Here is a 23,747-nt window from a genome sequence, read left to right as displayed (position 1 = left end):
ATCTAATCATTCACGACATAGGTTGGTATGAATAGATGGATAAGCACTCACTATGAAACTGTTTATAGACTGTTTTATCTCAACGACTTGGGTAAAGTAATGTTGCCTTCAACAAACAATATTTACTTAAGGTAAAAGTGATTGACAAAGGCAATGAAATGTTCTATATTGTATAGCATAAACAATGTTTACCTAAGGCAACTTTACTGAAAGGTGAGGATAGAAAATGAAGGATGCCATTAAGAAAATCCAGATGATTATGTTACTCGGTTTTGCATTTGCTCTTGTCGCCTGTGACCCAAGTGAAGAAACAGCTAATGAAACGGGAACTGATCCCTTAAATGTAGTAACGACGATTGCACAAATTGGTGAACCGCTGTCTGTTATTGGTGGTGACTATATTCATGTAGAGAGTTTAATGGGCCCATCGGTAGATCCACATTTATATAGTCCAACGCAAAGTGATATGTCAAAAATCGGTGATGCTGATCTTATTATTTATAATGGATTAAATTTAGAGGCAAACATGGTTGAGGTTTTTGATGCGATTTCAGAAACAAAACCTGTTCTTGCGGTAGGGGATGCCATTAATGAAAAGGATTTATTGACCGATGAGGAAGGGTCAATTGATCCACATATATGGTTTGATCTTGATCTCTGGCAAGAAGCTCTCGATAGCGCTGTTGAAGCATTAAAAATTTATCAACCTGAATATGCTGATTATTTTGAAGCGAATAAACAAGAATATTTTGCTGAATTAGCTGAAGTTAAACAGGAAGCGGAGAAGTTAGCGGATATTCCAACATCGCAACGTATTTTGGTTACAGCTCATGATGCATTTGGCTATTTTGGCAGAATGCACGATATGGAAGTGATTGGACTTCAAGGGTTAAGTACAAATTCTGAAATTGGTATTTCCGATATTAATCAGACGATAGCAATTATTAAAGAACATCAGGTTCCAGCAATATTTGTTGAAAGTAGTATTAACCCAAATGCAATTGAAGCCGTGATTGCGGGGGCTGAAAATGAAGGAATTTCATTAAAACTAGGTGGACAATTATATTCCGATGCAATGGGGGAAGCTGGAACTGAAGAGGGTAGCTATTTAGGGATGTACCGTCATAATATTGAGACAATTTATCATGCATTAAGTGAAGGGATGGAGTAAAATGACAAATTCAATTATAAAAGTAGAGGGGTTAGCCGTAGCCTATCAAAAAAATACCGTCCTATCTGATGTTAATTTTGAAGTAAAACCGGGCTCTTTAACGGGGATTGTGGGTCCAAATGGAGCTGGTAAGTCAACATTAATAAAAACAATGTTGGGTCTACATCCTGCATTGTCTGGCTCTGTTTACTTTTTTGGTTCACCACTTTCAAAAGTGAAAAGTAGAATTGGTTATGTTCCACAACGGGGCTCCGTTGATTGGGATTTTCCAACTGATGCTCTGGATATCGTAACGATGGGGCTATATGGTCAGATTGGTTGGCTGAAGCGCCCGACTCGCTTGCATAAAGAGCAGGCCTTCAATGCTTTGAAGAAGATGGGTATGGAAGATTACGCCCATAAACAAATTAGTCAACTTTCTGGCGGACAACAGCAACGTGTATTTTTAGCTAGAGCACTTGTTCAAGATGCTGATTTATATTTTATGGATGAACCTTTGGCAGGTGTAGATGCCGCAACAGAGCGTGCAATCATGGCGATTTTAAAAGAATTAATTGCCGATGGAAAAACCGTAATGGTTGTTCATCATGATTTACAGACGGTAGCAAATTACTTTGACCATGTACTTTTATTAAATCATACAGTTATTAAACACGGAGAAACATCAAAAGTATTTACGAAAGAGAATATCGTCCAAACATATGGTGGTAACATGCGTTGGATGGGGGATGAATAATCATGTGGTTGAATTTATTAAGTAGTAATACCCAATGGGTTTTACTAAGTACAATGGTCCTCGGCATTGCGGCTGGGACAATGGGCTGCTTAGTTTATTGGAAACGACAAAATCTAATGAGTGATGCTCTTTCCCATGCCTCATTACCTGGTGTTGTCATTGCCTTCTTGTTAATTGGTGAAAAGAATTTATTTTATCTTATCATAGGTGCTGCAATAAGTGCTTTAATCGGTGCCTATCTAATTCAATGGATCACAACATCGAGCCGAATATCTGAAGATACGGCGATGGGCATAGTTTTAGCTGTCTTCTACGGGTTTGGAATCATGTTATTAACGGTTGCCAACCGATCAGTAGGGGGGAACCAAAGTGGTTTAGATAGCTTTATTTATGGTCAGGCAGCTGCAATGGTGAAATCAGACGTGATTACGATGGTTGTTTTAGCCATATTAGTGATCTTAGTTGTTGTGGTCGGCTTTAAAGAATGGAAAGTTTATTTGTTTGATCAAGCATTTGCTAGTGGTTTAGGACTTTCCCTCAAAACAATGAATATTTTATATACTGCAATTTTTGTGATGACAATCGTGATCGGTATTCAAGCAGTTGGGGTGATCTTAATGTCTGCTATGTTGATTATTCCCGCTGTTAGTGCCCGATATTGGACAAAAAGTTTTAAACAGATGATTTTCTTATCTGCCATATTTGGTGGAATGGCTGGCATGGTTGGGACCTTGATTAGCACAATCGGAAATGGATTACCTACCGGCTCATTTATTGTTATTGTTGCGGCTAGTTTCTTTATAATTTCCTTGGTTATGGGGAAAGAAAAAGGTTTACTTATTCAATATATACAATTTAAATCACAGCAGAAAGCATATTTAGCCTCTTCAATAAGTTCGGAAAAGGAGGTTCAAAGTAAATGACATACTCAGCTTGGATTATTCTAACAGCCTCTTTAGTAGGCCTATCTTGCGGAATCATGGGGGTATTTCTAATTTTAAGAAAACAGGCCATGATGGCAGATGCTATTAGTCATACAGTCTTATTAGGGATCGTCATCGCTTTCTTAGTCACAAATCAGGTCAGTGGAGTGGCTATGTTAATCGGTGGGATTTTAGCCGGATTATTAACCGCATTTTTAGTTCAATCGCTTCAATCATTAAATATCCAGCATGATGCTGGTATTGGTATTGTCTTTACAACTTTATTCGCGATTGGTGTTATTCTAATAGCGACATCAGTGGGAAATGCCCATCTAGATGTTCAACACGCATTAATGGGGGAAATAACCTTTATCCCATTCCATGTCATAACATTACCGATCCTTGGTGAAATCCCTCAAGCAACAGCATTTTTATTTGTTGTTCTGTTAATTATTGTCTTATTTATCACAGCCTTTTATAAAGAGTGGAAGATTACGACCTTTGACCCTGCGCTTGCTGCTAGTTTAGGCATGCCCGTTTTATTCTTGCATTATCTATTTATGAGTCTTGTCTCTGTTACAACCGTTGCTTCTTTTGATGCTGTAGGGGCAATTATGGTTGTTGCTATGCTTATTACACCAGCAGCTTCAGCTTATCTTTGGACAGATCGACTCGCTAAGATGTTTATTCTAAGTGGTTCTTTTGGTGTCCTATCTGCGGTACTTGGCTATTACTTAGCATTTTGGATTGATACATCAATTTCAGGAAGTATGGCATTTATGACAGGTTTAATTTTTCTGATCAGCTTTATTTTCTCACCGACACATGGCCTAATGGCAAAATATATTCGACCAAAACAAGCGATGTAAATGTTAAACAAGGTGGAAAAGCCCAAGGCCTCTGAAAATCCTCGGATATTTCGGTAGATCATAATGGCTATACAAAAATAAGAGGCTGAGACAAAACTAACCAAAAAAATGGTTTCAAGCATTAAAATTTGCTTGAAACCATTTTTTGTTGGATTTTTTCTTTCTTCTATTATTGGATTGTTGCTTCTGGCGATAAACTTCCTCAGATTCACCGCCATCAACGCAAATCCCAATTTATTTTTCATTTTTTCTTTGCCTCGCACGGAAAAATGCGAGAAGCACAAATTGGCCTTCGAGAATCCGAACACTGCTTCTACATCTATTTTACGTTTCCCGTAGATTTTATCAGTTTTTCCTCCTAAAGCTTGTTTCGTACATATTCTTTTTTCATTTTAGCTGAGTTATGTCCCAGACTCTTATTTTTTATAAACAGGAGGGTATTCTCCCTTGTTTTAACTCATCAACTTCAGTATTCTTTTTATATTCACCAATAAATCTTATTGAATAAGCTTACAATTCAACCTGATATTCAGTATAATGATGATAATTATTTGCAACTTTTTTAAGCTTCCATCTGTCTATTATAATGAAATGGAGGTTGAAATGAAGACGAAAACAGTTTACTTACTCTTTTTAAGTACTGGGACTCTACTTGCTAAAACAATCGACTATTACACAAACACATCTTTAAATCATGTGTCGATTTCGCTTGATCGATCATTACGACTTGTTTATAGCTTTGGTCGAAAACGGCCAAACAACCCATTTATCGGGGGGTTTATTAGAGAAAACCTAAATCTATCTTTCTTTAATCGATCAACCTGTGCGATTTATCAATTAAAAGTTACAGAACAAGAGTATCAGCAATTATGCGAAAAAATATTAGTTATGGAAGGCCAAAAGCACTTATATCGTTATAATTTTTTAGGATTATTTGGTGTCATGATGAATAAAGAGTTTCGACGCCATAATGCATACTTTTGTTCACAGTTTGTCGCCACTATACTTCAAGAATGTGGAGTCTATCAAGGTTCTAAACCGGCTGGATTGATTCGGCCTCAAGATTTACGAGCTTGGCGTGAATTAAAGTTAATCTATCAAGGAGAATTAAAATCATACCCATATTTTAATCATCAACCAATCGGGGATGAAATAAGTTATTGGAAAAAATCGTTGTTTCATTATAGCTTTTTTATTGATAAGCGCATTAAGGAAACCAAACATCTCGCCCGGCAAACTTTACGACAAATTAAATTCTTTTAGTATGAAGGCTGGGACATAACTAACCAAAAAATAGTTTCAAGCATTAAAATTTGCATGAAACTATTTTTTATTGGAATTTTTCTTTCTTCTATTATTGGATTGTTGCTTCTGGCAATAAACTTCCTCAGGTTCACCGCCATCAACGCAAATCCCAATTTATTTTTCACTTTCTCTTTGCCTCATACGGAAAAACGCGAGAAGCACAAATTGGCCTTCAAGAAGCTGAACGTTGGTTCTGCATCTATTTTACGTTTCCCGTAGATTTCACCAGTTTTTTCTTCTGAAAGCTTGTTTCGTACATATTCTTTTTGAAATTCCCACTTTTCATCAATGAAGACTTTTCGGTTGTTTCCTTCTTTTGCTTTCGTACATAGATCGCGGAGTGGACAATCTGAACAGTCCTCACATTCGTAGACTTTAAATTCACGGAAAATCCGTATCTGTCCTTCCGTTTCGAGTGGTAGCTAAACCGTACGTTTCCTCCGTTCGGGCACACATACGCATCTTCTTCTTGAAAACTAAAGTAAGCCTCAAGTCTTAGTCAAAGATATAGCTAGAGCCAGTTACCCTTTAGTAAATAAATAGATAAACTTAATTTATCGAAAGGAGGCTGAACACTATGCGATTATTCATTTTGTTCATCGTTACAATAGTTGCCGGTATGATTATCCTAGTGAGTGTTGCCCCACTAATTGGCTTATTCTTAACACTTGCAATTGTTTACTATAGTGCACGGCGGTTTCTATTAACCGAATCACTTGTGTCAAAAGTAGGCTGGGGAATACTTGGCTTAATTGGATTATCAATGTCGCTATCAAATACACCTGCAATCGTTGGTGTCGCAGCAGTTATTCTTTTGTACTATGCCTATTCACAGTATAAAAGAGAAAATGATCAAAAAGAAGATCCGGATTGGATGATTGATTAAAAAAGGAGCGAAAAGACAATGACAAATTTATTTACCCGAATGAAAGATGCGGTTGTTGCAGATTTCCATGAACTGTTAGACCAGAAAGAGGAGAAACATCCGATGGCCCATTTAAATCAACATATTCGTAATTGTGAGAATGAGGTGAAAAAGCTAGAAATTTTGATTGAGAAGCAGTACAAGATTAAGCAATCTTATCAAAGAGAACTAAAACAAGCTGAATTTATGCTTGATAAACGAAGACGTCAAATGGCCTTAGCCGAGAAAATGTCAGAAACTGAATTATATGAAGAAGCAAAGGTAGAGGCTGATCAATATCAAGTTCGTGTTGACCAATTATCAAAATTAAATGATTCAACAACGACACAAATTGAAGAAATTGAATTGAAATATAGTGATATGCAGCATCAATTGAAAAATCTCTATGTGAAACGCTTGGAACTTAGAGGACGAGAAAATATCGCTCGAGTCCATAAAGGAATCAACAAGGTGCTCCAAACTGACTCTTTTGATCATAGTCACTCTAAATTTGCTGAGGCTGAAGATTATATTGAACGGTTGGAACGGCAAGTTAAAACAGATGAACGGCGCTATACTTTAGATGCACGGTTTTCAGAATTAGAAAAAAGAGATTTAATTTCAAAGTAGGTTAGTGTACGCTATAGGTAGTCGAGTGCAACTTGACTACCTATTTAAACCTTAAAGGGGAACGAATATGTTTAACCTATTTAATAAAAAACCTATTCCGTATATTATTTTGCTGATTTTAGTTATTTTTCTAATTGAATTTATTTTCTTGGATTCTAAACACATTGTTTGGACACTTATTTGTGGGGGAGTTAGTTTAATCGCTTGGAATTATTACTATCGACAAGAATATCGGATTCTCTTTTGGCTTGGGATTTTAGGAGTTGGGATTAATTTATTAGAAACGATATTCTTTAGAGTTTTACTTGCCATCCCTGTTATTTGGTTTGTGATTTATTATTTTCAGAAGATAAGGGAGGATAAATCAGAGCCTACACTTTTGCAATTTAGTGAGGAAGTGTTAGAGGAAAGTGAAGTCCTCTTTTCTAATCAATGGTTTGGTAAGCAGGAAATCGGTAATCAGCCCTATCGCTGGCAGGATATCAACATCCAAAAGCTTTTTGGCGAAACAGTGATTGACTTAAGACAAACCGTATTGCCAAAAGGGGAACCCGTTATTTTACTTCGAAATCTTGCTGGTAAGATTAAGATTATCGTGCCTTATGATGTTGAACTAAGCATTCATCATTCAGTGCTTATCGGATCGGTAGATATTTTTGGTTATGGAGATGATCAAGTCGTTAATCGTGTGATTCATTATCAAACAGAGAATTACCAAAAGGCGCCACAAAGGGTGAAGGTTTATACAACGATACTTGCCGGTAAGATTGAGGTGAGTCGGGGATGAGAAAAGCAATCATTAGAGGAATCGTCTTAACCAGCTTACTTTCTTTATTCCTCGTTCTTCTTATCTTTAATCAATTTGATTTTCTTGATTGGCGGTTGCTTTGGTTAGAGACCTTTGGTGGTTTTCCATTAATTGTTAGTATTGTGATGGCTACCTTAATGGTCGGTGTTTTAATCGGCTTGCTCTCTTATCAGCTACAAAGAAAAGAACTACAATTTATTAAAACTGCTCTTGAACAAGTTGGATCTGGTCGATCAGAAGAGAAAGTTCTCTATTATGGACAAATAAAGGATACAGCACAGATTGTCCACTTAATTAATGGTGTTCAGCAACAACTTCATCAGGTGACCAAGAGGATGCAAGAAGTGATGAGTGAACAACTTGAGGATCAGGAGGAACAAATTGAAGCTCGCTTGACTGAAGAACGTAATCGTTTAGCACGGGAATTACATGATTCTGTTAGTCAAGAATTATTTGCAGCTTCTATGTTAGTATCCGCCATTAACGAAATTGCGACAGATGAATCCCAGCAATTAATGCAAGTTTTAGGTCAAATTGAACAGATGATTCAACAAGCGCAACTAGAAATGCGGGCATTATTACTTCATTTACGCCCAATCGCTTTGAAAAACCACTCGCTTAAAGAAGGAATCGATCAACTTCTATCAGAGCTTATCGAGAAGATTCCAATTTCAATCAATTGGCATTTAGAGGATTTACACTTGAACCGGGCAGTAGAAGATCATCTTTTTCGTATTTTACAAGAGTCCTTGTCAAATGCATTGCGCCATTCAAAGGCAAATCAATTAGATGTCTTATTCATTGCTCGTGAGGGAATCGCAATTTTGTCAGTCGTTGATGATGGCGTGGGATTTGACAGCGAAAAAGAACAGTCGGGATCATATGGGTTAACAAATATGCAGGAACGAACGATGGAAATAGGCGGTCAATTTCGGATTGTAAGTTTACCGGGACAAGGGACAAAGGTAACCGTTCGGGTCCCAATTAATAGTGAAGGATGATAAAAATGATACGTGTTTTATTTGTTGATGATCATGAAATGGTTCGAATTGGGGTTACCACTTATTTAGCAACGCAAAAGGATATTGACGTGGTTGGTGAAGCGGAGAATGGGGAGGAAGCTATTGATCTTGCGCTCAAATTAAGACCCGATCTAATTTTAATGGATATTGTGATGGATAAAATGGATGGGATTGAAGCAACGAAAGAAATTATTAAACAATGGCCAGAAGCAAAAATTCTGATGGTGACAAGTTTTGTTGATGATGATAAGGTTTATCCTGCCTTAGAAGCGGGGGCAACTAGTTACTTGTTGAAAACATCAAAGGCAAGTGATATCGCAAATGCAATTCGAAAGACAGTCCGTGGAGAATCTGTTTTTGAACAAGAGGTAACTAGTAAGGTGATGGCTAAAATGCGTGGTGCAACAAAGCCAAACTTACATGATGAACTTACAGCACGTGAAATGGAAATTTTGTTACTTATTGCGGAGGGGAAAACAAATCAGGAAATTGCCGATCAATTATTTATTGCTTTAAAAACAACAAAAGTCCATGTGAGTAATATTTTAAGTAAGCTTGAAGTCAAAGATCGAACCCAAGCAGCAATTTATGCCCATCAGCATAAACTTGTCTAAATGATCTAAGTGGTATGTGAAGGAAAAAAAAAGCTTAACTCAGTGAAGGTCTTACAGTCAGCTAATCTGCGCTAGTTAAAAACTTACCTACCCATGTTAAAGTATGTTAAAAAGCCAAACCAAATCAGTCAGTGAATGTAGATTGTCGGAATATCATAGGCTAGAGAATTATTATTTAGGAACATTGTGAGATCCACAAGCTACCTAAAATGATTATAGAAGTGGAGGGGTAACATGAATAAAAAAAGATACCTACAAGAATTAGACTACCATCTTCGTTCACTTCCAGATGAAGTGCGACATGATATTATCGAAATGTATCATGATCAATTTAAAATTGCTGAGCTCGAAGGGCGCTCGGAACAGGATGCGATTTTATCATTGGGACGTGCGAAGGCAAATGCTGAAAAGGAGTTAGCTCTTTATGCCGATCAGTTTGAATTAGATCAATCTTTTAAACATGATTCATTTGAGGAGGACTGGGGTGATCAAAGCATAAAACAAACCAAGCATAAGGTAAATGTTTTTGCTCTTATTATGCTTATCCTGTTTAATCTAACGATTGTATTATTCCCTGCATTAGCAATATTTTTAATCGGACTTACCTTTTGGTTTCTCTCAATTGTATTAATGATGACCCCATTATTCGCCTTTTGGCATGGTGGACTGTGGTCATTTCCGGAGCTCTATCCTGTTTTAGCTGTTTGTGGACTGGGGATTCTTTTATTTGTTGCGATGCATTATCTCACGCGATTATCAAATCGATTGATTCATCTATACTTCAATGGCATGACCCGATTGGTAAAGGGGTGAAAAGATGAAAAAGTTTGCTTTAGTCGGTTTATTTGTATTCGTTATTGGTGCAGCAGGGACAATATTCCACTGGGATCAATTCACTAGTATCAAGCCAGTGGAAAGGGTTGAAAAGGAGCTATCTATAGAGAGTGATTCCGTTGACTCGATTATTGTTAATAGTGATGTCTCGAATGTTAATTTTTATAAGAGTGATTCTGATCAAATTGTTGTTAATATAAGTGGTGTCAGTACGATGACAATAGAGGATATATTTACAGTAGATCAGTCTGATCATACGCTTTACCTAACCCTTACTCAATATAAGGGGGTTATGCCCTCCTTGTCCTTCATTCCAAGCATCTTCAACAAAGAGCTTGAATTAAAGGTCGGATTACCGAAGACCTTTTCTGGTAAGGTTGAAGTTGATCTTGATGTTGGCCATGTTATGTTAAATGATCTTGAATTGGAGCAGTTTACTGGCAATGTCGATGTCGGTGGTATTTCGGGGAGTAATCTTGAATTGAATCAAGCTAGGGCCGAGGTAAATGTAGGCGATATTGATTTAACGAGGGTAACTGGAGAATGGTACCTACAATCAGAAGTTGGTGACCTTAAGCTTTGTTTACTAGAATGGCAGGGCAATATCGAGGCTTATGCTGATATTGGTGATATTACGATTCAATTACCGCCTGAGCCAGAAGATTATACCCTTCATTTAGAATCAGAATTAGGTGAAATCAGAGGAGTTGATTTTCCTGTTATTGAGAAGGGCAATCGCCACGATCCCATATTAAGAGCGAAAAGCGATCTAGGTGATATATTCATTGAATGGGAAGATTAAATCTAGCGATAAAAAAATAGCAAGCTAGGCAAAATGTTGATCAACTTGCACTAGTTTGCTATTTTAAATCAGTCTTTTGTGACGGCATTCTCATCTGCTGGGATCACTCCAGCCTGTGGGATTTTAATTAGAAAGGAAATATCCTCATCTGTTAAATCGAGTTCTTGAACACTAAAGCGGAAATTACTTTGAATATCAATCTGTGTGACTGCTACATAAAGTTGTTCATTTTGCGAATCAAAATAGAGCCAATCAGGTGTATCGATCTGTCGATTAATATAATGTAAAATTCGATCCTTCGGTAAATTTAATAAACCAAGTGACATTTCAGTCATCGATAAAACAATATCTCCATTTTTCTGTACGACTGGTTCCATTCGAATATTTAAAGGAATGGCGGTGCCAAACGCCATTAAGGATCCGGTCAGTTGGATATCTTGATCAATATAAACGGTAAAATCCGCTCCATCTGCCAATAATACTCGATCTAAATAATCATTAATAAGTTCATTTAAGTCCTCTTTAGTCGACTCGACTTTAAATTCTGCACCAGGTTCATCTATGTAAACAGGAGTAGGTAGAGGATCAGACTTAGGCGGTGTTGAAAATATGAAAATAGCAAAAGTAGTTATTAAAACAACATTAGCTCCAAATAAAATAAGGAAGTAAAGTTGCCAATTACGTTCCTTCATATCTGATCACCTTCTTTTTAAAAAAATAATGAAACAGAGCTTTTTATCACAGCATAACTGACTATATACCTCCGCTACATTTATACAAGGGAAACCGTCGAATGATAAATGTAGGAACAACAGTCAGAAAAAAACTGGGTTTCTTCATCCAACACTCAGTGGGGGATGAAGATGCCCACTGAGTGAAGTTTCATTTTACTTTTTTGCCATCAATCCCGCTGTAATCCGCTATACTTTCAATAAATGAAGGTTTCTTTTATTAAAATAGAGAGTGGTTACTTTGAATGGTAAGATTGCTTAGAAGTAAAGGGTCATTCCATTGAAATCCCCTCATCATCGTTATCAATGTCTTGCTCTGCCGCTAAATTTTCAAGCATTGGTTCGATGGAGTTAAGCACTCGCGCCCCCATTAAAGAATAGCCGGTTTCGTTTGGATGGAAATTATCATCAGCTAATAAATTGATTTGATTAATTTGAAATAAATCATGGATCGGGATGAAGTGTCCATTTGGATAGCTTTCAAAAACTGTTTCACCTGTTTCATTCCATTTGATTAGTATATCCTCTAGAGCTTCAATATCATTAAAATAACTTTCAAAGGGATTATAGAAACCGATTAAATAAATCTCCGCATCTTCATTATATGAGTTAATTAACTCATATAGATCAATTAATCGTTCTTCATAATGATCAAGTTCTAAATCAAAAATATCTTCATCTAGATTAAGAATATTTTCACGAACAATTTGCATAATATCATTTGCACCTGCTGTTAATAAAACGATATCTGCCCGTCGAATCGAGCGTTGAATAGCACTTTCCTCTTCAATTCTTTCAATCAGTTGATCAGTTCGATTTCCGCGTTTACCAAAATTCTCAATCCGAACACGATAATCCATATCTGTTAATCGACGTTTCAATGTCGTTAAATAGCCATCACTATTGATTTCGTCTCCAACACCTTGTGTTAAGGAGTCACCAATTGCTGATATATGATAATCATTTTGGACAAAGACGCTAATGGTTTGGTCAACGGCCTCTTTTAAATTTTGGGATAAATCATTTGTTGTTGATTGAACTTCTTCATCCATATTTTCAACCTGGTCAATCACTTCATCAATCGGCTCTTGTTCGGGTTCTGTTGTTGTAGTTAGGTTAATTCGATTCGGTCTAAATATGAGAAATAAAAAAACGCCAATAATAAAAGCGGAAAGAGCAAATCCTAAAAACATTTTTTTTCGTCGTCGTGACATTATAAAAACACCCATTCGAAAATAATTTGTATAATCATATATATTCCCCTTAATTTAAAAAATAAAACGTAGCGATTTTTTGTATTATAAATAATTTACCTGATTTTTGAAAGAGGGGATAGAAGTTAATGGAATATCGCTAATCATGACTCCCTATTTAACTAGACTGAAGCAGATATTACGTTGGATTTACCGCAGTGTAACTGTCAGTAAGACTCTCACTTCAAGCATTTGAAGGAAGGTAAGCATTGTAGATGGGAGATCAAGTGACTCTAGCGACCGGATTGATTCAGGGGTCTTTAGGTCATCCCCTATGGTAGTCGCAAATCCCTTAGATGGGACGAGTAACCGCGTTTCCAGTCCCAATCAGTGGAGAAGGAACACACACTAAACTCAACAGGTCCTGTTGTAAGGTCTGCAAAACCTAGATTCTGTAGGCCCAACGCCCACTGATAAAAATTTTGCTGTATTTGTTAAACATTTTTTAAATAAAAGTATTGCAATATAAAAAAATCATGTTATAATAAGGAATGTCCGATTGACCAGTTTAGTTTTTTGGTCATTTTATAAAAAGGTAGGTGATATAAAGTGGCTGTGGATCGTAGACAGGACATACTAAATGCTGCTACACAATCATTTTCTTTATTTGGTTATAAAGCAACAACAATGGACCAAGTTGCCAAACTTGCTAATGTTGGAAAAGGTACAATTTATACTTTCTTTGCTAATAAAGAGGAATTATTCAATGAAATTATTACGAAGCTGATTGAAGATATGGAGGAAAAAGCAGCGATCGTGATTGTACCAGGGAGAAGCTTCCAGGAAAATGTCCATCATGCATTATTTGAAATGTTAGACTTTAGACGGGAGCATCAATTAATGATTAAACTCGTGCAAGAACAGCGAGATATCGGTACCCCGATCGTTAATAATGTACTTGACAAAGTCGAAGAATCCATCCTCACATTTATTCGTAATAAAATTGAGATTGCCGTTAAACGTGGTGAAATTAAAAAATGTGATCCGGATATTTTTGCTTACATTATACTTGTAACTTATATTTCTTTAATATTTGATTGGGAAAAATCACGAGAACCATTATCTAAAGAAGAGATAGCAGAAATATTCCAAACATATATTTTCAATGGATTATCCATTAGATAATCCGATTTTTTAGCCCAAATATGACCAACCGTCCATTTTGGTCAGATGGTTATAAATGATATTAAGAAAGAATATATTGAATGGTTGATTTAATTCATTTGTTTTTTAGGAGGGAGAATCTACATGTTTAAATCTTTATTTAATAGAGATAATTTTAAATTATTACAAAACAAAAAACTGCTCATTTCGATCACTGCAGTTATATTTATCCCGATCCTTTATTCAGGAATGTTTTTATGGGCATTTTGGGACCCATATGAAAATGTAAATGATATACCAATTGCTGTAGTCAATGAGGACCAAGGATATATATATGAAGGTGAACTGCTCCAAGTGGGTGATGAGCTGGTTGATAGGATGAAAGAGGAAGATTACGATTTCAATTTTGTTAACAAAGACGAAGGATATCTTGGACTTCAGAATCAAGATTACTATATTTTAATTGAGATTCCGCAAGACTTTTCGAAAAACGCAACGACTGTGGTAGATCATCCACAAAAATTAGAACTCGTTTATGTACCGAATGAAAGTTATAACTTTTTAGCCTCCCAAATGGGAGAAACAGCTATGTTACAGATTCAACAAGAACTACAAGAGGAAATTACAAAAACATACACAGATACAGTATTAGATAAAGTAGATGATGTAAAAGATTTAGCAAGTGATGCAAAAGATGCAACAGAACAGCTAAATGATGGTGCACATGAATTGGATGAAGGTGCTGAGCTAATTTCAACAAACTTAGTCACACTTTCTGAAAAAATGGTTGAATATGCAGAGGGTGTTGGAACCGCCGCTGATGGTGTCGATCAACTTGCAGATGGTGCAAGCACATTATCATCAGGAATTCAAGAGCTTTACGATAATAGTGAGAAGCTAAGAGATGCTTCTGTTGAAGTTCAATCAGGGACTGAACAATTAGATGATGGGATGAAGGTTGCTAATAACGGTGTTAATCAACTCGAACAAAATATTCCAGCCTTAATCTCTGGTACGAATCAGGTGAATCAAGGGTTAGCAACATTTCAACAAGAGTTACCAAAAGAAATGGCAAATAAAATAAAAACAACTGTAATGGAACAAAAAGACCCAATCCGTAAAAAGCTAAGTCAAGCAATTATGGTTAAAAAAGATGAACTATCACCAGTCATTTCAAAACAATTAACAAATGAAATTGCAAGTGGTGCAGCTGAAACGATTGCGAATGAAGCAGGAAATATTGTTAAAGGTGCAGCAGAACAGTTAGATATGAATCAAATTGTATTAGGAATTACCCAATCAATTCGTGAGGTATCAGAACCTAGTATCAACCAAACTAAACAAGAAATGAGAGAAGTTTTAGAACAAGCAGATGTACCAGATGAAGTCATTGAAGAAGCGTTAGGGAAATTAGATCCTGATTATAATGTTATTCAACAAATGGTAGCTACTAAGCTCCAAGAAACTTTAAATAATGTATTAGCTAATGTTGAAATAACAGATGCACAACAAAAACAATTGGAACAAATGATTAAAGAAAAAACAGAACCAAAAATCACTGCTGGTGTTAATCAAGCATTAGATACTGCGGTTGTTCAAGTCGATGGAATACTCGATGGCTATGAAGCTAAATTAGAGGCGAACCTAGATTCAATTGCCAAAGATTTAGAGACTGAAATAAAAACAGCATTAAATGAACCAATTGGCCAACTTCAATCTGGTGTCAACCAAATTAATGATGGACAAAAACAACTTTATGCAGGTGTTCAAGCTTTAGGTCAAGGAACAAATGATCTAGTTCAAGGATCTACTGCACTACGTAATGGCCAAAGTAGTTACGTGCAAAATATGTATAAGTTTACCGACGCATTCAGTCTTGCAAACAATGGCTCAAATGACCTTGTTTCAGGTACAAATGAACTTCAAACTGGAATGGGTACTTTATTAGATGCCACTGCTCAACTTCAAGATGGAACAAATCAATTAGCAGAGGGATCCGTTGATTTACATGATGGTACAAATACCCTTGTCGATGGAACAGAGTTATTCTTTGAAGAAATGACCACTGCGTCAGATACGGCAAAAGATATTAATGTATCTGAGCAAACGAAAGATATGTTTGCTAGTCCAGTTGGTGTAGAAAATGAGGGAATCAATGAGGTACCAAACTATGGTACTGGTTTTGCACCATACTTCTTATCACTTGGTCTATTCGTTGGGGCATTATTACTTTCTATTGTTTACCCATTACGGGAAACATCAACTGTTCCAAGTAGCGGTACAGAATGGTTCTTACGTAAGTTCCTTGCATTAGCCGGAGTAGGTGTTTTACAAGCCCTAATTGCTTGTACAATTTTACTTCTAGGATTAGGTATTAATGTTCAAAGTGTTCCACGGTTTATCTTGTTTGCGATTATTACAAGTATAACATTTATTACCTTAATTCAATTCTTTGTAACTGTTTTAGATAACCCTGGTCGTTTTATTGCGATCCTAATCTTAATCTTACAGTTAACAACAAGTGCTGGAACATTCCCGCTAGAATTGATTCCTAGAGTATTGCAACCATTCAATACTATTCTACCAATGACTTATTCAGTATTTGGTTTTAAAGCTGTTATTTCAAGTGGTGACTATAGTACAATGTGGGCAAATGCAGGTGTATTGATTCTATTTATGACACTATTTATTATCTCAACATGGACATATTTTGTTATCCAATATAGAAAACAATCTGATCAAAATATGGAAGAGTTTAGCGCCTAATTATCAAATTAAATAAATATAGCGTTAGTGAGTAAAAACTCGCTAACGCTATATTTTTATCTAGAATGATATAAGAAAGCTAAGTGTTATTTCACTTATCTAATTGATTTCGTCAGTCTAGATCGTCACATTAATCATGCTTTGGATTTAGACGAATTTGATTAGCAGTTCGGAATAAGCATTGATTATCAACAACAAATTGCCCATTTGCTTCAGCTTCAGCCTTTAAATGACTATAATCTTCTTGGCTTCTGAACCAAACAATTTTCGCATCACTAGGTAGTTGGTGCACAGCACTCGGATCAACAACAAATAAAATATCAATTGGCTGATCGTTATTAGTAAGATCAGTGTATTGGAAGCCGAGCTTAGCGAGTTTTTTTAAACAATTATGTTTGGAATGATCGCCTGCAACGACAATATTTTTTGGGCGAATACCATCAGCTTCACGAGCAAATGGCGATTCAAGTGCCCAACGAACAGCATCATCAAGTGTAGTTTTAATTGTTGGTTCAGTTCCTGTTGCATGAGCAATAGCCTGATCCAGATCAGCTACAATATCGGCATAACTTTCTAGTCCAATTGATAATCGAATGAGCGTTTCTGATACACCGCTAGCTTCTAAACCTTCTGCACTTAATTGTTGGTGTGTTGTTGAAGCAGGATGAATAATAAGTGACTTCGCATCCCCAACATTGGCAACATGTGAGAATAGTTTTACGTGATCAATCACTTGACGGCCAACTTCACGATCACCTTTAACGCCAAAGGTGATGATCGATCCGTATGTATCTGTTAAATATTTTTCCGCTAATGCGAATGACGGGTTTGATTCCAGTCCGGGATAATTCACCCAGTCAACTTGCGGATGATCAAGTAAATATTTAACAACACGCTCTGTATTTTCACTATGGCGTTTTACTCTGAGATTAAGTGTTTCTAAACCTTGTAAAAAGTAAAAGGCATTTTGCGGACTTAGGGCTGGTCCCATGTCACGTAATAATTGAACCCGTAACTTTACAGCGAAAGCTGCAGGGCCAACGTCTGTACCGAAACGAATCCCATGATAAGATTCGTCTGGTTCAGTGAAACCAGGAAATTTACCATTATTCCAGTTAAAACGGCCACCATCAATGACAAGACCACCGATGCTTGTTCCATGTCCACCAATCCATTTCGTTGCAGAATGAATCACTACATCGGCCCCCCATTTGATTGGGTTAGCTCCGTAAGGCGTCGCGAAGGTATTATCAATAAGTAATGGGATCCCGTTTTCATGAGCAATATTAGCAACGGCTTCAATATCAAAGACATATAAAGAAGGGTTTGTAATGGTTTCAGCAAAAATTGCCTTTGTTTTATCAGTGATAGCTGCTCTAAAGTTCTCTGGATCTGTTCCATCAACAAAGACCACATTAATCCCATATTTAGGTAAGGTTTGATCAAATAAATTAAATGTTCCACCGTATAAATTGCTGTCGGTAATAATTTCATCTCCGGCTTCAGCAATATTTAAGATAGCTAATGTAATGGCAGCCATCCCCGATGCAGTTGCAACTGCAGCCACTCCATCTTCCAGTAACGCTACTCTATTTTCAAATGCATCTACTGTTGGATTCATCATCCGAGAGTAGATATTCCCTGACTCAGTCAAGCCAAATAAATTCTGTGCGTGTTCTGTATCTCGAAAAACATAAGAAGTTGTCTGATAGATTGGGATTGCCCGTGAACGAGTAAGAGGATCGACCTCTTGTCCCCCGTGAATTAATAGTGTCTCTGCTCCTAAAGACTGCGGAAAACCATTTGTCATTTCGAAACTCCCCTTCGATTTTGATCTGAACTTTGTTTAAAAAAACCCTCTTCTTAGTTAAAGAAGAGGGGTAGTGTTTCTAAACTCCCTCTTATCTTCCAGATTTAATCAATCTGTAGGAATTAGCACCTTTGCCTAATGCTGGTTGCCGGGCTTCATAGGGCCTATTCCCTCTGCCACTCATAATAAGAGTCAAACATATTATAAAGGATTATAGATGAGAATTAATGAATCGTCAAGATATTTTTGAAAAATTTAAATTATTTAGAAATTAATGCAATGACACAGTTTTTTTGACTAGTGCATAAATTAATTAAAGATAGGAGTGTGAGAATAATGACAGAGCATGATCCAGATTTTCTGAAACTCGCACGTAATTGGGTGAAAAAGATGGATGATTTATTTCAAGGCTATCCTGACGATAGTTTACTTGCCTCCATTGATCAATTTTTTCAAAATCGGCAAATACCTACCTATGTCAAAAATACTTCAGATGAGTGGATAGCAACCTTCCAATTACCAGGTGTGACTAAAGATCGTATTCACTTATCAATCGCAGATAACCGATTAATCGTTCGAGTGACAGAAAAACAACAACAGGAAATAAAAGATGATCAAAGGGATTTTTATCAGTTTAGACAATTCCAGAGAGCACGGGAAAGCATTCTCTCCTTACCTGGCTCAGTGATTCCTTCAACAATAACAGCTTCTTTTGATCATGGTTTACTTAAAGTAAAAGCAAAAAAGCAAGCGATAAAAAAACGCGATTTATCTATTGACTAGCTGATCTTTCCAGTACTTTAAGTAAAAATTACGTATTTAAAATAAAGAAGTATAGTCTTTTTTTATCGTAGATTTACTGACTGGTAGCCCCTCAAAAGTAAAACATCTAAGGGAAGCTCTTGGGTGATAAGTAGGGATTAACAGTCAGTAAAATCCCGAATCGTTTAACTAATACGAGGGATGAAGAAAACCTGCGTTGGAAAAAAGTAAACTCATTCAATGGAATGAAGGAGACCCCCAAATAAACTAAATCGCTTTTCGATAGTAAAATTATTCCTGTTAAAAAAACTACTAACAGGGAATGACTATCGAAAGCGGTTTTATTTTTGTGCATCAATATTTAACCTTTTTTCCGCAATAAACTATCAGTAAGGCTTCCACTTTAAGAAACAAAGGATTGTAAGAGGTAGATCAACTGATGGTAAGGGTTCGACTGGTTCAAGGGTCTTTAGGTCATATTCTTGAGGTAGTAATAAATGTTTTCGCTGGGACGCATAACCGCTGTCCAAGTCCCAGTCAGTAGTGGATAAAGGAAGGCAACTAGGCCAATCTCCACAGATTGAAATTTCACTATATAAATAGCCTCGGATTTGAGTGTAATTAAGTGAAAAAGATTGATTTGATGTGGTATATTATGATTAGAGTACGATAGGGGGGAAAGCAATTGGATGTTACAGCAATTATTTTATTTCTAAACTTTATTTTAGCGATTGCCATTGTCTTTCTTGAGCATAAAAATCCAACTTCAACTTGGGCTTGGTTACTTGTTCTTACATTTATTCCGCTTGTAGGATTCGGACTTTATCTTATTTTCGGGCGAAAATTAAGTCGGAAGAAACTGTTTATCTGGGATAATAAGAGTAAATTAGGAGTTAAAAAAGCCGTAGAGAATCAACTGCAATTGTTGGAAGAGGATAGTTATCCAATTCCTGAACAATATCAAAATAATAGTGATTTATTTTACTTGCATTTGCGCAACAATGATGCGATTTTAACACAAGAAAACGAAGTTGATATTTTTAATGATGGACGAGCTAAATTCGAAAGGCTGATTAAGGATATGGAGGCTGCTCAACATCATATTCATATTCAGTATTATATTTATCGAAGTGATCAATTGGGACGGCAAATTGGTGAGATATTAAAGAGAAAAGCACAAGAAGGTGTTTCTGTACGTTTTTTGTATGATGATTTAGGTGCGCGCAAGATGAGCCGGCGATTTATTCATGAATTAAAAGAAGCTGGTGTTTTAGTTGAAGCGTTTTTCCCTTCATTGATTCCCAAAGTTAATTTAAAAATAAATTACCGAAATCATCGCAAGTTAGTGATTATTGATGGTGAAATAGGTTATACCGGTGGCTTTAATGTTGGCGATGAATATCTTGGTGAAAATAAAAAATATGGTTATTGGCGTGATACACATTTGCGTATTACAGGTGAGGCTGTCCGTAGTATGCAAACCCGCTTTATTTTAGATTGGAATCAAGCGTCAAAACATCAACTTATTCTTTATGATCCTATTTATTATCAAGCAAAACCTAAAGGGAATGTCGGTATGCAAATTGTTTCAAGTGGACCAGATTCTGATTGGGAGCAGATTAAATATGGTTACATAAAGCTAATCATGGAGGCTGAAGAATATGTATATATTCAAACCCCTTATTTTATCCCTGACGAAAGTTTAGCAGATGTGGTCAAGATAGCAGCCTTGTCCGGTATTGATGTCCGAATTATGATTCCGAATAAACCTGATCATCCTTTCGTTTACTGGGCAACTTACTCTTATGTTGGCAGCATGCTCGAAGCTGGAGCAAAAATATATGTTTATAACAATGGTTTTTTACATGCAAAAACAATCATGGTTGATGGTAAGATTGCTTCTGTTGGAACAGCGAATATTGATGTTCGAAGTTTCCGATTGAATTTTGAAGTCAATGCTTTTATGTATAGTAAGGATGTCACACAGCGATTACTCGCTGATTTTGAACGGGATATGAGCCAATCAGATTTATTAACATTAGAGGCATACCAACAACGCTCAATTTGGATCCAAATTAAAGAATCAATTGCCCGTTTAATCTCACCAATACTGTGAGAGACTGGAATAAAATCAATAAAACCGCATGAAATCAGATTTCATGCGGTTTTACTTTTATATTTATTACTCATGTCCCAGCTGATTTTCCGCAATATTTTTACTTTAAAGACTGAGTATACACATCTGGAGTTTGTGCTGATTAATTCCAAAGATACTAAATGTAGTATAAAATCTGATGAATAAACGAATTGGATATTATAATTTACCGCTGATTAATTGACCCAGTATTTCAAGATTAGCATTTTCGTAAACCGCGCATAGAACATTAGTTTCCGCGCATAAAGTGAGATTTCCGAGCATAGAGCCAGCTTTCGAGCATAGAACACCAGCTTCCGAGCATAAAACGAGATTACCGAGCATAGAGCTAGCTTTCGAGCATAAAACAAGATTTTCGAGCATAGATCATCAGTTTCCGCGCATAAAGTGAGATTTCCGAGCATAGAATATCAGTTTCCGCGCATAGAGCCAGCTTCCGAGCATAAAATGGGATTTTCGAGCATAGAACATCAGTTACCGCGCATAATCCGCGATTTCCGAGCATAGAGCAGCTACTCCCACGCATAGAACGCCATACCCTGTCCTCCTTTTGGAAAATAAGTTTCCAAGAACATATCGATACCTCCTCTTATTTGTTTGAATAACTAGACTGTATTATAATTATCAAGAGGAAAGGTAAGGGGTGACCTGATGGAGATTTTATCGATTGAAAACTTAACCAAAACATATGGTGATAAAATATTATTAAATCAAATTTCCTTTTCAATTGCTAGTCAAGAGAGAATAGGTATTGTTGGGGTAAATGGAACCGGAAAATCGACACTTCTTAAATTGATTGCGGGTAAAGAAGAGCGGGATCAAGGGACGATGAAACATGCGAATGATTTTACAGTTGCTTATTTAGCTCAAGAACCAGAGCTTCAAGGAGATCGGACTATACTTGCTGAAGTTTTTGCTGGTGAATCAACTCTGATGACAGTGCTTCGGGAGTACGAGCAAGCCCTTTATCAATTAGAGCAAACACCTGATCAGTTAACTACTCAAACACAATTTAATCGGATGCAGACGAAGATGGACCAATTAACGGCATGGGATGCGGCAACGACAGCAAAAACAATTTTAACCAAATTAGGCATCACTCAGTTTGATCAAAAGATCCAGACATTATCAGGAGGACAGCAAAAGCGGGTTGCTCTAGCCAAAGCTTTAGTTCAACCTGCCGATTTACTCGTTTTGGATGAACCGACGAACCATTTGGATCACGAATCGATTGAGTGGTTAGAAAAGTTCTTGCCGACCTATCAAGGGGCGATTATGTTAGTAACCCACGACCGTTATTTCTTAAATCGAGTTACAAATCGTATTTATGAACTTGATTTAGGTAATCTGTATCAATATATAGGTAACTATGAAACCTATTTAGCGGAAAAGTCGGAGCGTCTACGTCGTGAACAAGAGCATGAGCAAAAGCATGCTAATATTCTGAGAAATGAAATGGCATGGCTTAAGCGAGGGGCACGGGCACGATCTACAAAGCAAAAGGCTAGGATCGACCGTATTAAAGAAATGGAAACAAAAAAATTCGCGACTGATTCATCTACACTTGAATTTGGTGTTGGCTCAAAACGGCTAGGAAAAAAAGTCCTTGAACTTAACCAAGTGACAAAAGCTTATCCAAATAAGCCACTTGTCGATTCATTTTCTTTTCTAATTAAACCAGGGGATCGAATTGGTATAGTTGGACCTAATGGTAGTGGGAAAACAACTTTATTGAATTTAATCGCCGGAAAGCTTGAACCTGATCAAGGGGAAATCGAGATTGGTTCAACAGTGAAGTTTGGCTTCTATCAACAAGATCACAGTGAAATGGATGAAAACCTAAAAATTATTGAATACATTCGGGAAACGGCTGAAGTCATTCATACGGATGATCATCAAGTGATTACTGCAGAACAAATGCTGGAACGTTTCCTATTCCCCCGTTCACAGCAATGGACATATATTCATCGCCTTTCAGGAGGGGAAAAGCGTCGACTTTATTTGTTGAAAGTATTGATGGAAGAACCTAATGTACTTTTGCTCGATGAGCCAACAAATGATCTAGATACACATACATTAGCAATCTTAGAGGATTATTTAGATAACTTCCCAGGCGTTGTCATTACTGTTTCACACGATCGCTATTTTCTTGACCGAGTGGCTGAGCAATTGCTTATTTTTAAAGAGGCCGGAAGAATAGAGACCTATTATGGCAATTATAGTGACTTTTTAGAAAAAGAAATGAGTACGACCAATATCGTAACAAAAGAAAAGCAAAAAACAGTTAAAACAAAAGCACGAAAAAAGAAATTATCCTATCATGAACAAAAGGAATGGGCGACAATTGAGGATGAAATTGAGGCATTGGAGCAAGCAGTCGAACAAGAAAAAGAAGAAGTGATGATGGCAGGATCCGATGCTGAAGCGGTTCGAACCCATTATGAACGTCAACTTGAATTGGAGACAGATTTAGAAGCGAAATTAGAAAGATGGGAAGAACTTTCAATGCTCGTTGAAGAAATTGAAACACAATAATATCATTCATAAA

The 23,747-nt window shown here is 36.7% G+C and carries 20 protein-coding genes, 2 pseudogenes and 1 riboswitch; of the genes and pseudogenes, 17 read left to right on the top strand and 5 right to left on the bottom strand.

What is annotated here, in order from left to right:
* Positions 1-226 precede the first annotated feature (226 nt).
* Genes KQI76_RS02000 through KQI76_RS01985 form a run of 4 tightly spaced genes read left to right on the top strand, consistent with a single transcriptional unit; the run spans position 227 to position 3,699 of the window.
* Entirely contained in the window at positions 227-1,171 is a 945-nt protein-coding gene (locus KQI76_RS02000) for a metal ABC transporter solute-binding protein, Zn/Mn family (RefSeq protein ID WP_216398625.1), read from the top strand.
* 1 nt (position 1,172) lies between these two features.
* A complete protein-coding gene (locus KQI76_RS01995; protein WP_216398624.1) occupies positions 1,173-1,907 on the top strand; it encodes a metal ABC transporter ATP-binding protein in 735 nt (244 codons plus the stop codon).
* A gap of 2 nt (positions 1,908-1,909) precedes the next feature.
* A complete protein-coding gene (locus tag KQI76_RS01990) occupies positions 1,910-2,830 on the top strand; it encodes a metal ABC transporter permease (protein ID WP_216398623.1) in 921 nt (306 codons plus the stop codon).
* A complete protein-coding gene (locus KQI76_RS01985) occupies positions 2,827-3,699 on the top strand; it encodes a metal ABC transporter permease (RefSeq protein ID WP_216398622.1) in 873 nt (290 codons plus the stop codon). Before KQI76_RS01990 ends, KQI76_RS01985 begins: the two co-directional genes overlap by 4 nt.
* Before the next feature lie 179 nt (positions 3,700-3,878).
* Here the strand turns inward: KQI76_RS01985 and KQI76_RS01980 are convergent.
* A pseudogene (locus KQI76_RS01980) lies at positions 3,879-4,084 on the bottom strand (transposase); the annotation flags it as partial.
* Positions 4,085-4,302: 218 nt separating this feature from the next.
* Here KQI76_RS01980 and KQI76_RS01975 point away from each other — a divergent pair.
* Positions 4,303-4,962, top strand: a complete 660-nt coding sequence (locus tag KQI76_RS01975) for a hypothetical protein (protein ID WP_216398621.1) — start codon at positions 4,303-4,305, stop codon at positions 4,960-4,962.
* Here KQI76_RS01975 and KQI76_RS01970 read toward each other — a convergent pair.
* Positions 4,959-5,467 (bottom strand): annotated as a pseudogene (locus tag KQI76_RS01970) (transposase); the annotation flags it as partial. The gene KQI76_RS01975 and the pseudogene KQI76_RS01970 sit on opposite strands and share 4 nt — an antisense overlap.
* Positions 5,468-5,581: 114 nt before the next feature.
* Here KQI76_RS01970 and KQI76_RS01965 point away from each other — a divergent pair.
* The 7 genes from KQI76_RS01965 (at position 5,582) to KQI76_RS01935 (ending at position 10,618) form a co-directional block, all read left to right on the top strand.
* Positions 5,582-5,890, top strand: a complete 309-nt coding sequence (locus KQI76_RS01965; protein WP_216398620.1) for a lmo0954 family membrane protein — start codon at positions 5,582-5,584, stop codon at positions 5,888-5,890.
* 18 nt (positions 5,891-5,908) lie between these two features.
* Positions 5,909-6,538: a PspA/IM30 family protein gene (locus KQI76_RS01960; RefSeq protein WP_216398619.1), complete on the top strand. Its 630-nt coding sequence runs from the start codon at positions 5,909-5,911 to the stop codon at positions 6,536-6,538.
* 67 nt (positions 6,539-6,605) lie between these two features.
* Positions 6,606-7,325 (top strand): cell wall-active antibiotics response protein LiaF, encoded by a 720-nt coding sequence (gene liaF / locus KQI76_RS01955; RefSeq protein ID WP_216398618.1) that lies wholly within the window; start codon positions 6,606-6,608, stop codon positions 7,323-7,325.
* Positions 7,322-8,347, top strand: a complete 1,026-nt coding sequence (locus KQI76_RS01950) for a sensor histidine kinase (RefSeq protein ID WP_216398617.1) — start codon at positions 7,322-7,324, stop codon at positions 8,345-8,347. The genes liaF and KQI76_RS01950 overlap by 4 nt, the downstream gene beginning before the upstream one ends.
* A 5-nt stretch (positions 8,348-8,352) precedes the next feature.
* Positions 8,353-8,982, top strand: a complete 630-nt coding sequence (locus tag KQI76_RS01945) for a response regulator (protein ID WP_216398616.1) — start codon at positions 8,353-8,355, stop codon at positions 8,980-8,982.
* A gap of 234 nt (positions 8,983-9,216) precedes the next feature.
* Positions 9,217-9,795, top strand: coding sequence for a DUF1700 domain-containing protein (locus KQI76_RS01940; RefSeq protein ID WP_216398615.1), 579 nt, complete (start codon positions 9,217-9,219; stop codon positions 9,793-9,795).
* 4 nt (positions 9,796-9,799) lie between these two features.
* Positions 9,800-10,618, top strand: a complete 819-nt coding sequence (locus KQI76_RS01935; protein ID WP_216398614.1) for a DUF4097 family beta strand repeat-containing protein — start codon at positions 9,800-9,802, stop codon at positions 10,616-10,618.
* A 68-nt stretch (positions 10,619-10,686) separates the two neighbouring features.
* Here the strand turns inward: KQI76_RS01935 and KQI76_RS01930 are convergent, their stop codons facing one another.
* Positions 10,687-11,310 carry a YpmS family protein gene (locus KQI76_RS01930; RefSeq protein WP_216398613.1) on the bottom strand — a complete coding sequence of 208 codons (624 nt, stop codon included), beginning with the start codon at positions 11,308-11,310 and terminating at the stop codon, positions 10,687-10,689.
* Between the two features lie 311 nt (positions 11,311-11,621).
* Positions 11,622-12,563 (bottom strand): GDSL-type esterase/lipase family protein, encoded by a 942-nt coding sequence (locus tag KQI76_RS01925; RefSeq protein ID WP_216398612.1) that lies wholly within the window; start codon positions 12,561-12,563, stop codon positions 11,622-11,624.
* Between the two features lie 588 nt (positions 12,564-13,151).
* Between KQI76_RS01925 and KQI76_RS01920 the strand changes: the two genes are divergently transcribed.
* Positions 13,152-13,727: a TetR/AcrR family transcriptional regulator gene (locus KQI76_RS01920; RefSeq protein ID WP_216398611.1), complete on the top strand. Its 576-nt coding sequence runs from the start codon at positions 13,152-13,154 to the stop codon at positions 13,725-13,727.
* A gap of 123 nt (positions 13,728-13,850) precedes the next feature.
* Complete coding sequence (locus KQI76_RS01915) at positions 13,851-16,472, top strand: YhgE/Pip domain-containing protein (protein WP_216398610.1); 2,622 nt, start codon at positions 13,851-13,853, stop codon at positions 16,470-16,472.
* 130 nt (positions 16,473-16,602) lie between these two features.
* Here the strand turns inward: KQI76_RS01915 and KQI76_RS01910 are convergent, their stop codons facing one another.
* Positions 16,603-18,282, bottom strand: a complete 1,680-nt coding sequence (locus tag KQI76_RS01910) for an O-acetylhomoserine aminocarboxypropyltransferase/cysteine synthase family protein (protein ID WP_216398609.1) — start codon at positions 18,280-18,282, stop codon at positions 16,603-16,605.
* A gap of 88 nt (positions 18,283-18,370) precedes the next feature.
* Positions 18,371-18,474: riboswitch (SAM riboswitch) on the bottom strand.
* Between the two features lie 144 nt (positions 18,475-18,618).
* Between KQI76_RS01910 and KQI76_RS01905 the strand changes: the two genes are divergently transcribed.
* The 3 genes from KQI76_RS01905 (at position 18,619) to KQI76_RS01895 (ending at position 23,734) form a co-directional block, all read left to right on the top strand.
* Positions 18,619-19,065, top strand: coding sequence for an Hsp20/alpha crystallin family protein (locus KQI76_RS01905; RefSeq protein ID WP_216398608.1), 447 nt, complete (start codon positions 18,619-18,621; stop codon positions 19,063-19,065).
* Positions 19,066-19,729: 664 nt separating this feature from the next.
* Positions 19,730-21,160 (top strand): cardiolipin synthase, encoded by a 1,431-nt coding sequence (cls, locus tag KQI76_RS01900; protein WP_216398607.1) that lies wholly within the window; start codon positions 19,730-19,732, stop codon positions 21,158-21,160.
* Between the two features lie 690 nt (positions 21,161-21,850).
* Positions 21,851-23,734, top strand: a complete 1,884-nt coding sequence (locus tag KQI76_RS01895) for an ABC-F family ATP-binding cassette domain-containing protein (protein ID WP_216398606.1) — start codon at positions 21,851-21,853, stop codon at positions 23,732-23,734.
* The last annotated feature ends 13 nt before the right edge of the window (positions 23,735-23,747 follow it).

The organism is Amphibacillus sp. MSJ-3 (genome assembly GCF_018919165.1).
Lineage (GTDB): Bacteria > Bacillota > Bacilli > Bacillales > Amphibacillaceae > Amphibacillus.
Note: the sequence above shows the minus strand (reverse complement) of the source record. Positions and strands in the feature narration are given on the sequence as shown.

Excerpts from the sequence above, each read along its gene's own strand:
- KQI76_RS01985 (WP_216398622.1), top strand. The coding sequence starts at position 2,827 with ATGACATACTCAGCTTGGATTATTCTAACAGCCTCTTTAGTAGGCCTA.
- KQI76_RS01910 (WP_216398609.1), bottom strand. The coding sequence starts at position 18,282 with ATGACAAATGGTTTTCCGCAGTCTTTAGGAGCAGAGACACTATTAATT.
- KQI76_RS01940 (WP_216398615.1), top strand. The coding sequence starts at position 9,217 with ATGAATAAAAAAAGATACCTACAAGAATTAGACTACCATCTTCGTTCA.
- KQI76_RS01950 (WP_216398617.1), top strand. The coding sequence starts at position 7,322 with ATGAGAAAAGCAATCATTAGAGGAATCGTCTTAACCAGCTTACTTTCT.
- liaF (WP_216398618.1), top strand. The coding sequence starts at position 6,606 with ATGTTTAACCTATTTAATAAAAAACCTATTCCGTATATTATTTTGCTG.
- KQI76_RS01905 (WP_216398608.1), top strand. The coding sequence starts at position 18,619 with ATGACAGAGCATGATCCAGATTTTCTGAAACTCGCACGTAATTGGGTG.
- KQI76_RS01930 (WP_216398613.1), bottom strand. The coding sequence starts at position 11,310 with ATGAAGGAACGTAATTGGCAACTTTACTTCCTTATTTTATTTGGAGCT.
- KQI76_RS01915 (WP_216398610.1), top strand. The coding sequence starts at position 13,851 with ATGTTTAAATCTTTATTTAATAGAGATAATTTTAAATTATTACAAAAC.
- KQI76_RS01995 (WP_216398624.1), top strand. The coding sequence starts at position 1,173 with ATGACAAATTCAATTATAAAAGTAGAGGGGTTAGCCGTAGCCTATCAA.
- KQI76_RS01960 (WP_216398619.1), top strand. The coding sequence starts at position 5,909 with ATGACAAATTTATTTACCCGAATGAAAGATGCGGTTGTTGCAGATTTC.
- KQI76_RS02000 (WP_216398625.1), top strand. The coding sequence starts at position 227 with ATGAAGGATGCCATTAAGAAAATCCAGATGATTATGTTACTCGGTTTT.
- KQI76_RS01990 (WP_216398623.1), top strand. The coding sequence starts at position 1,910 with ATGTGGTTGAATTTATTAAGTAGTAATACCCAATGGGTTTTACTAAGT.
- KQI76_RS01895 (WP_216398606.1), top strand. The coding sequence starts at position 21,851 with ATGGAGATTTTATCGATTGAAAACTTAACCAAAACATATGGTGATAAA.
- KQI76_RS01965 (WP_216398620.1), top strand. The coding sequence starts at position 5,582 with ATGCGATTATTCATTTTGTTCATCGTTACAATAGTTGCCGGTATGATT.
- KQI76_RS01945 (WP_216398616.1), top strand. The coding sequence starts at position 8,353 with ATGATACGTGTTTTATTTGTTGATGATCATGAAATGGTTCGAATTGGG.
- KQI76_RS01975 (WP_216398621.1), top strand. The coding sequence starts at position 4,303 with ATGAAGACGAAAACAGTTTACTTACTCTTTTTAAGTACTGGGACTCTA.
- KQI76_RS01935 (WP_216398614.1), top strand. The coding sequence starts at position 9,800 with ATGAAAAAGTTTGCTTTAGTCGGTTTATTTGTATTCGTTATTGGTGCA.
- KQI76_RS01925 (WP_216398612.1), bottom strand. The coding sequence starts at position 12,563 with ATGTCACGACGACGAAAAAAAATGTTTTTAGGATTTGCTCTTTCCGCT.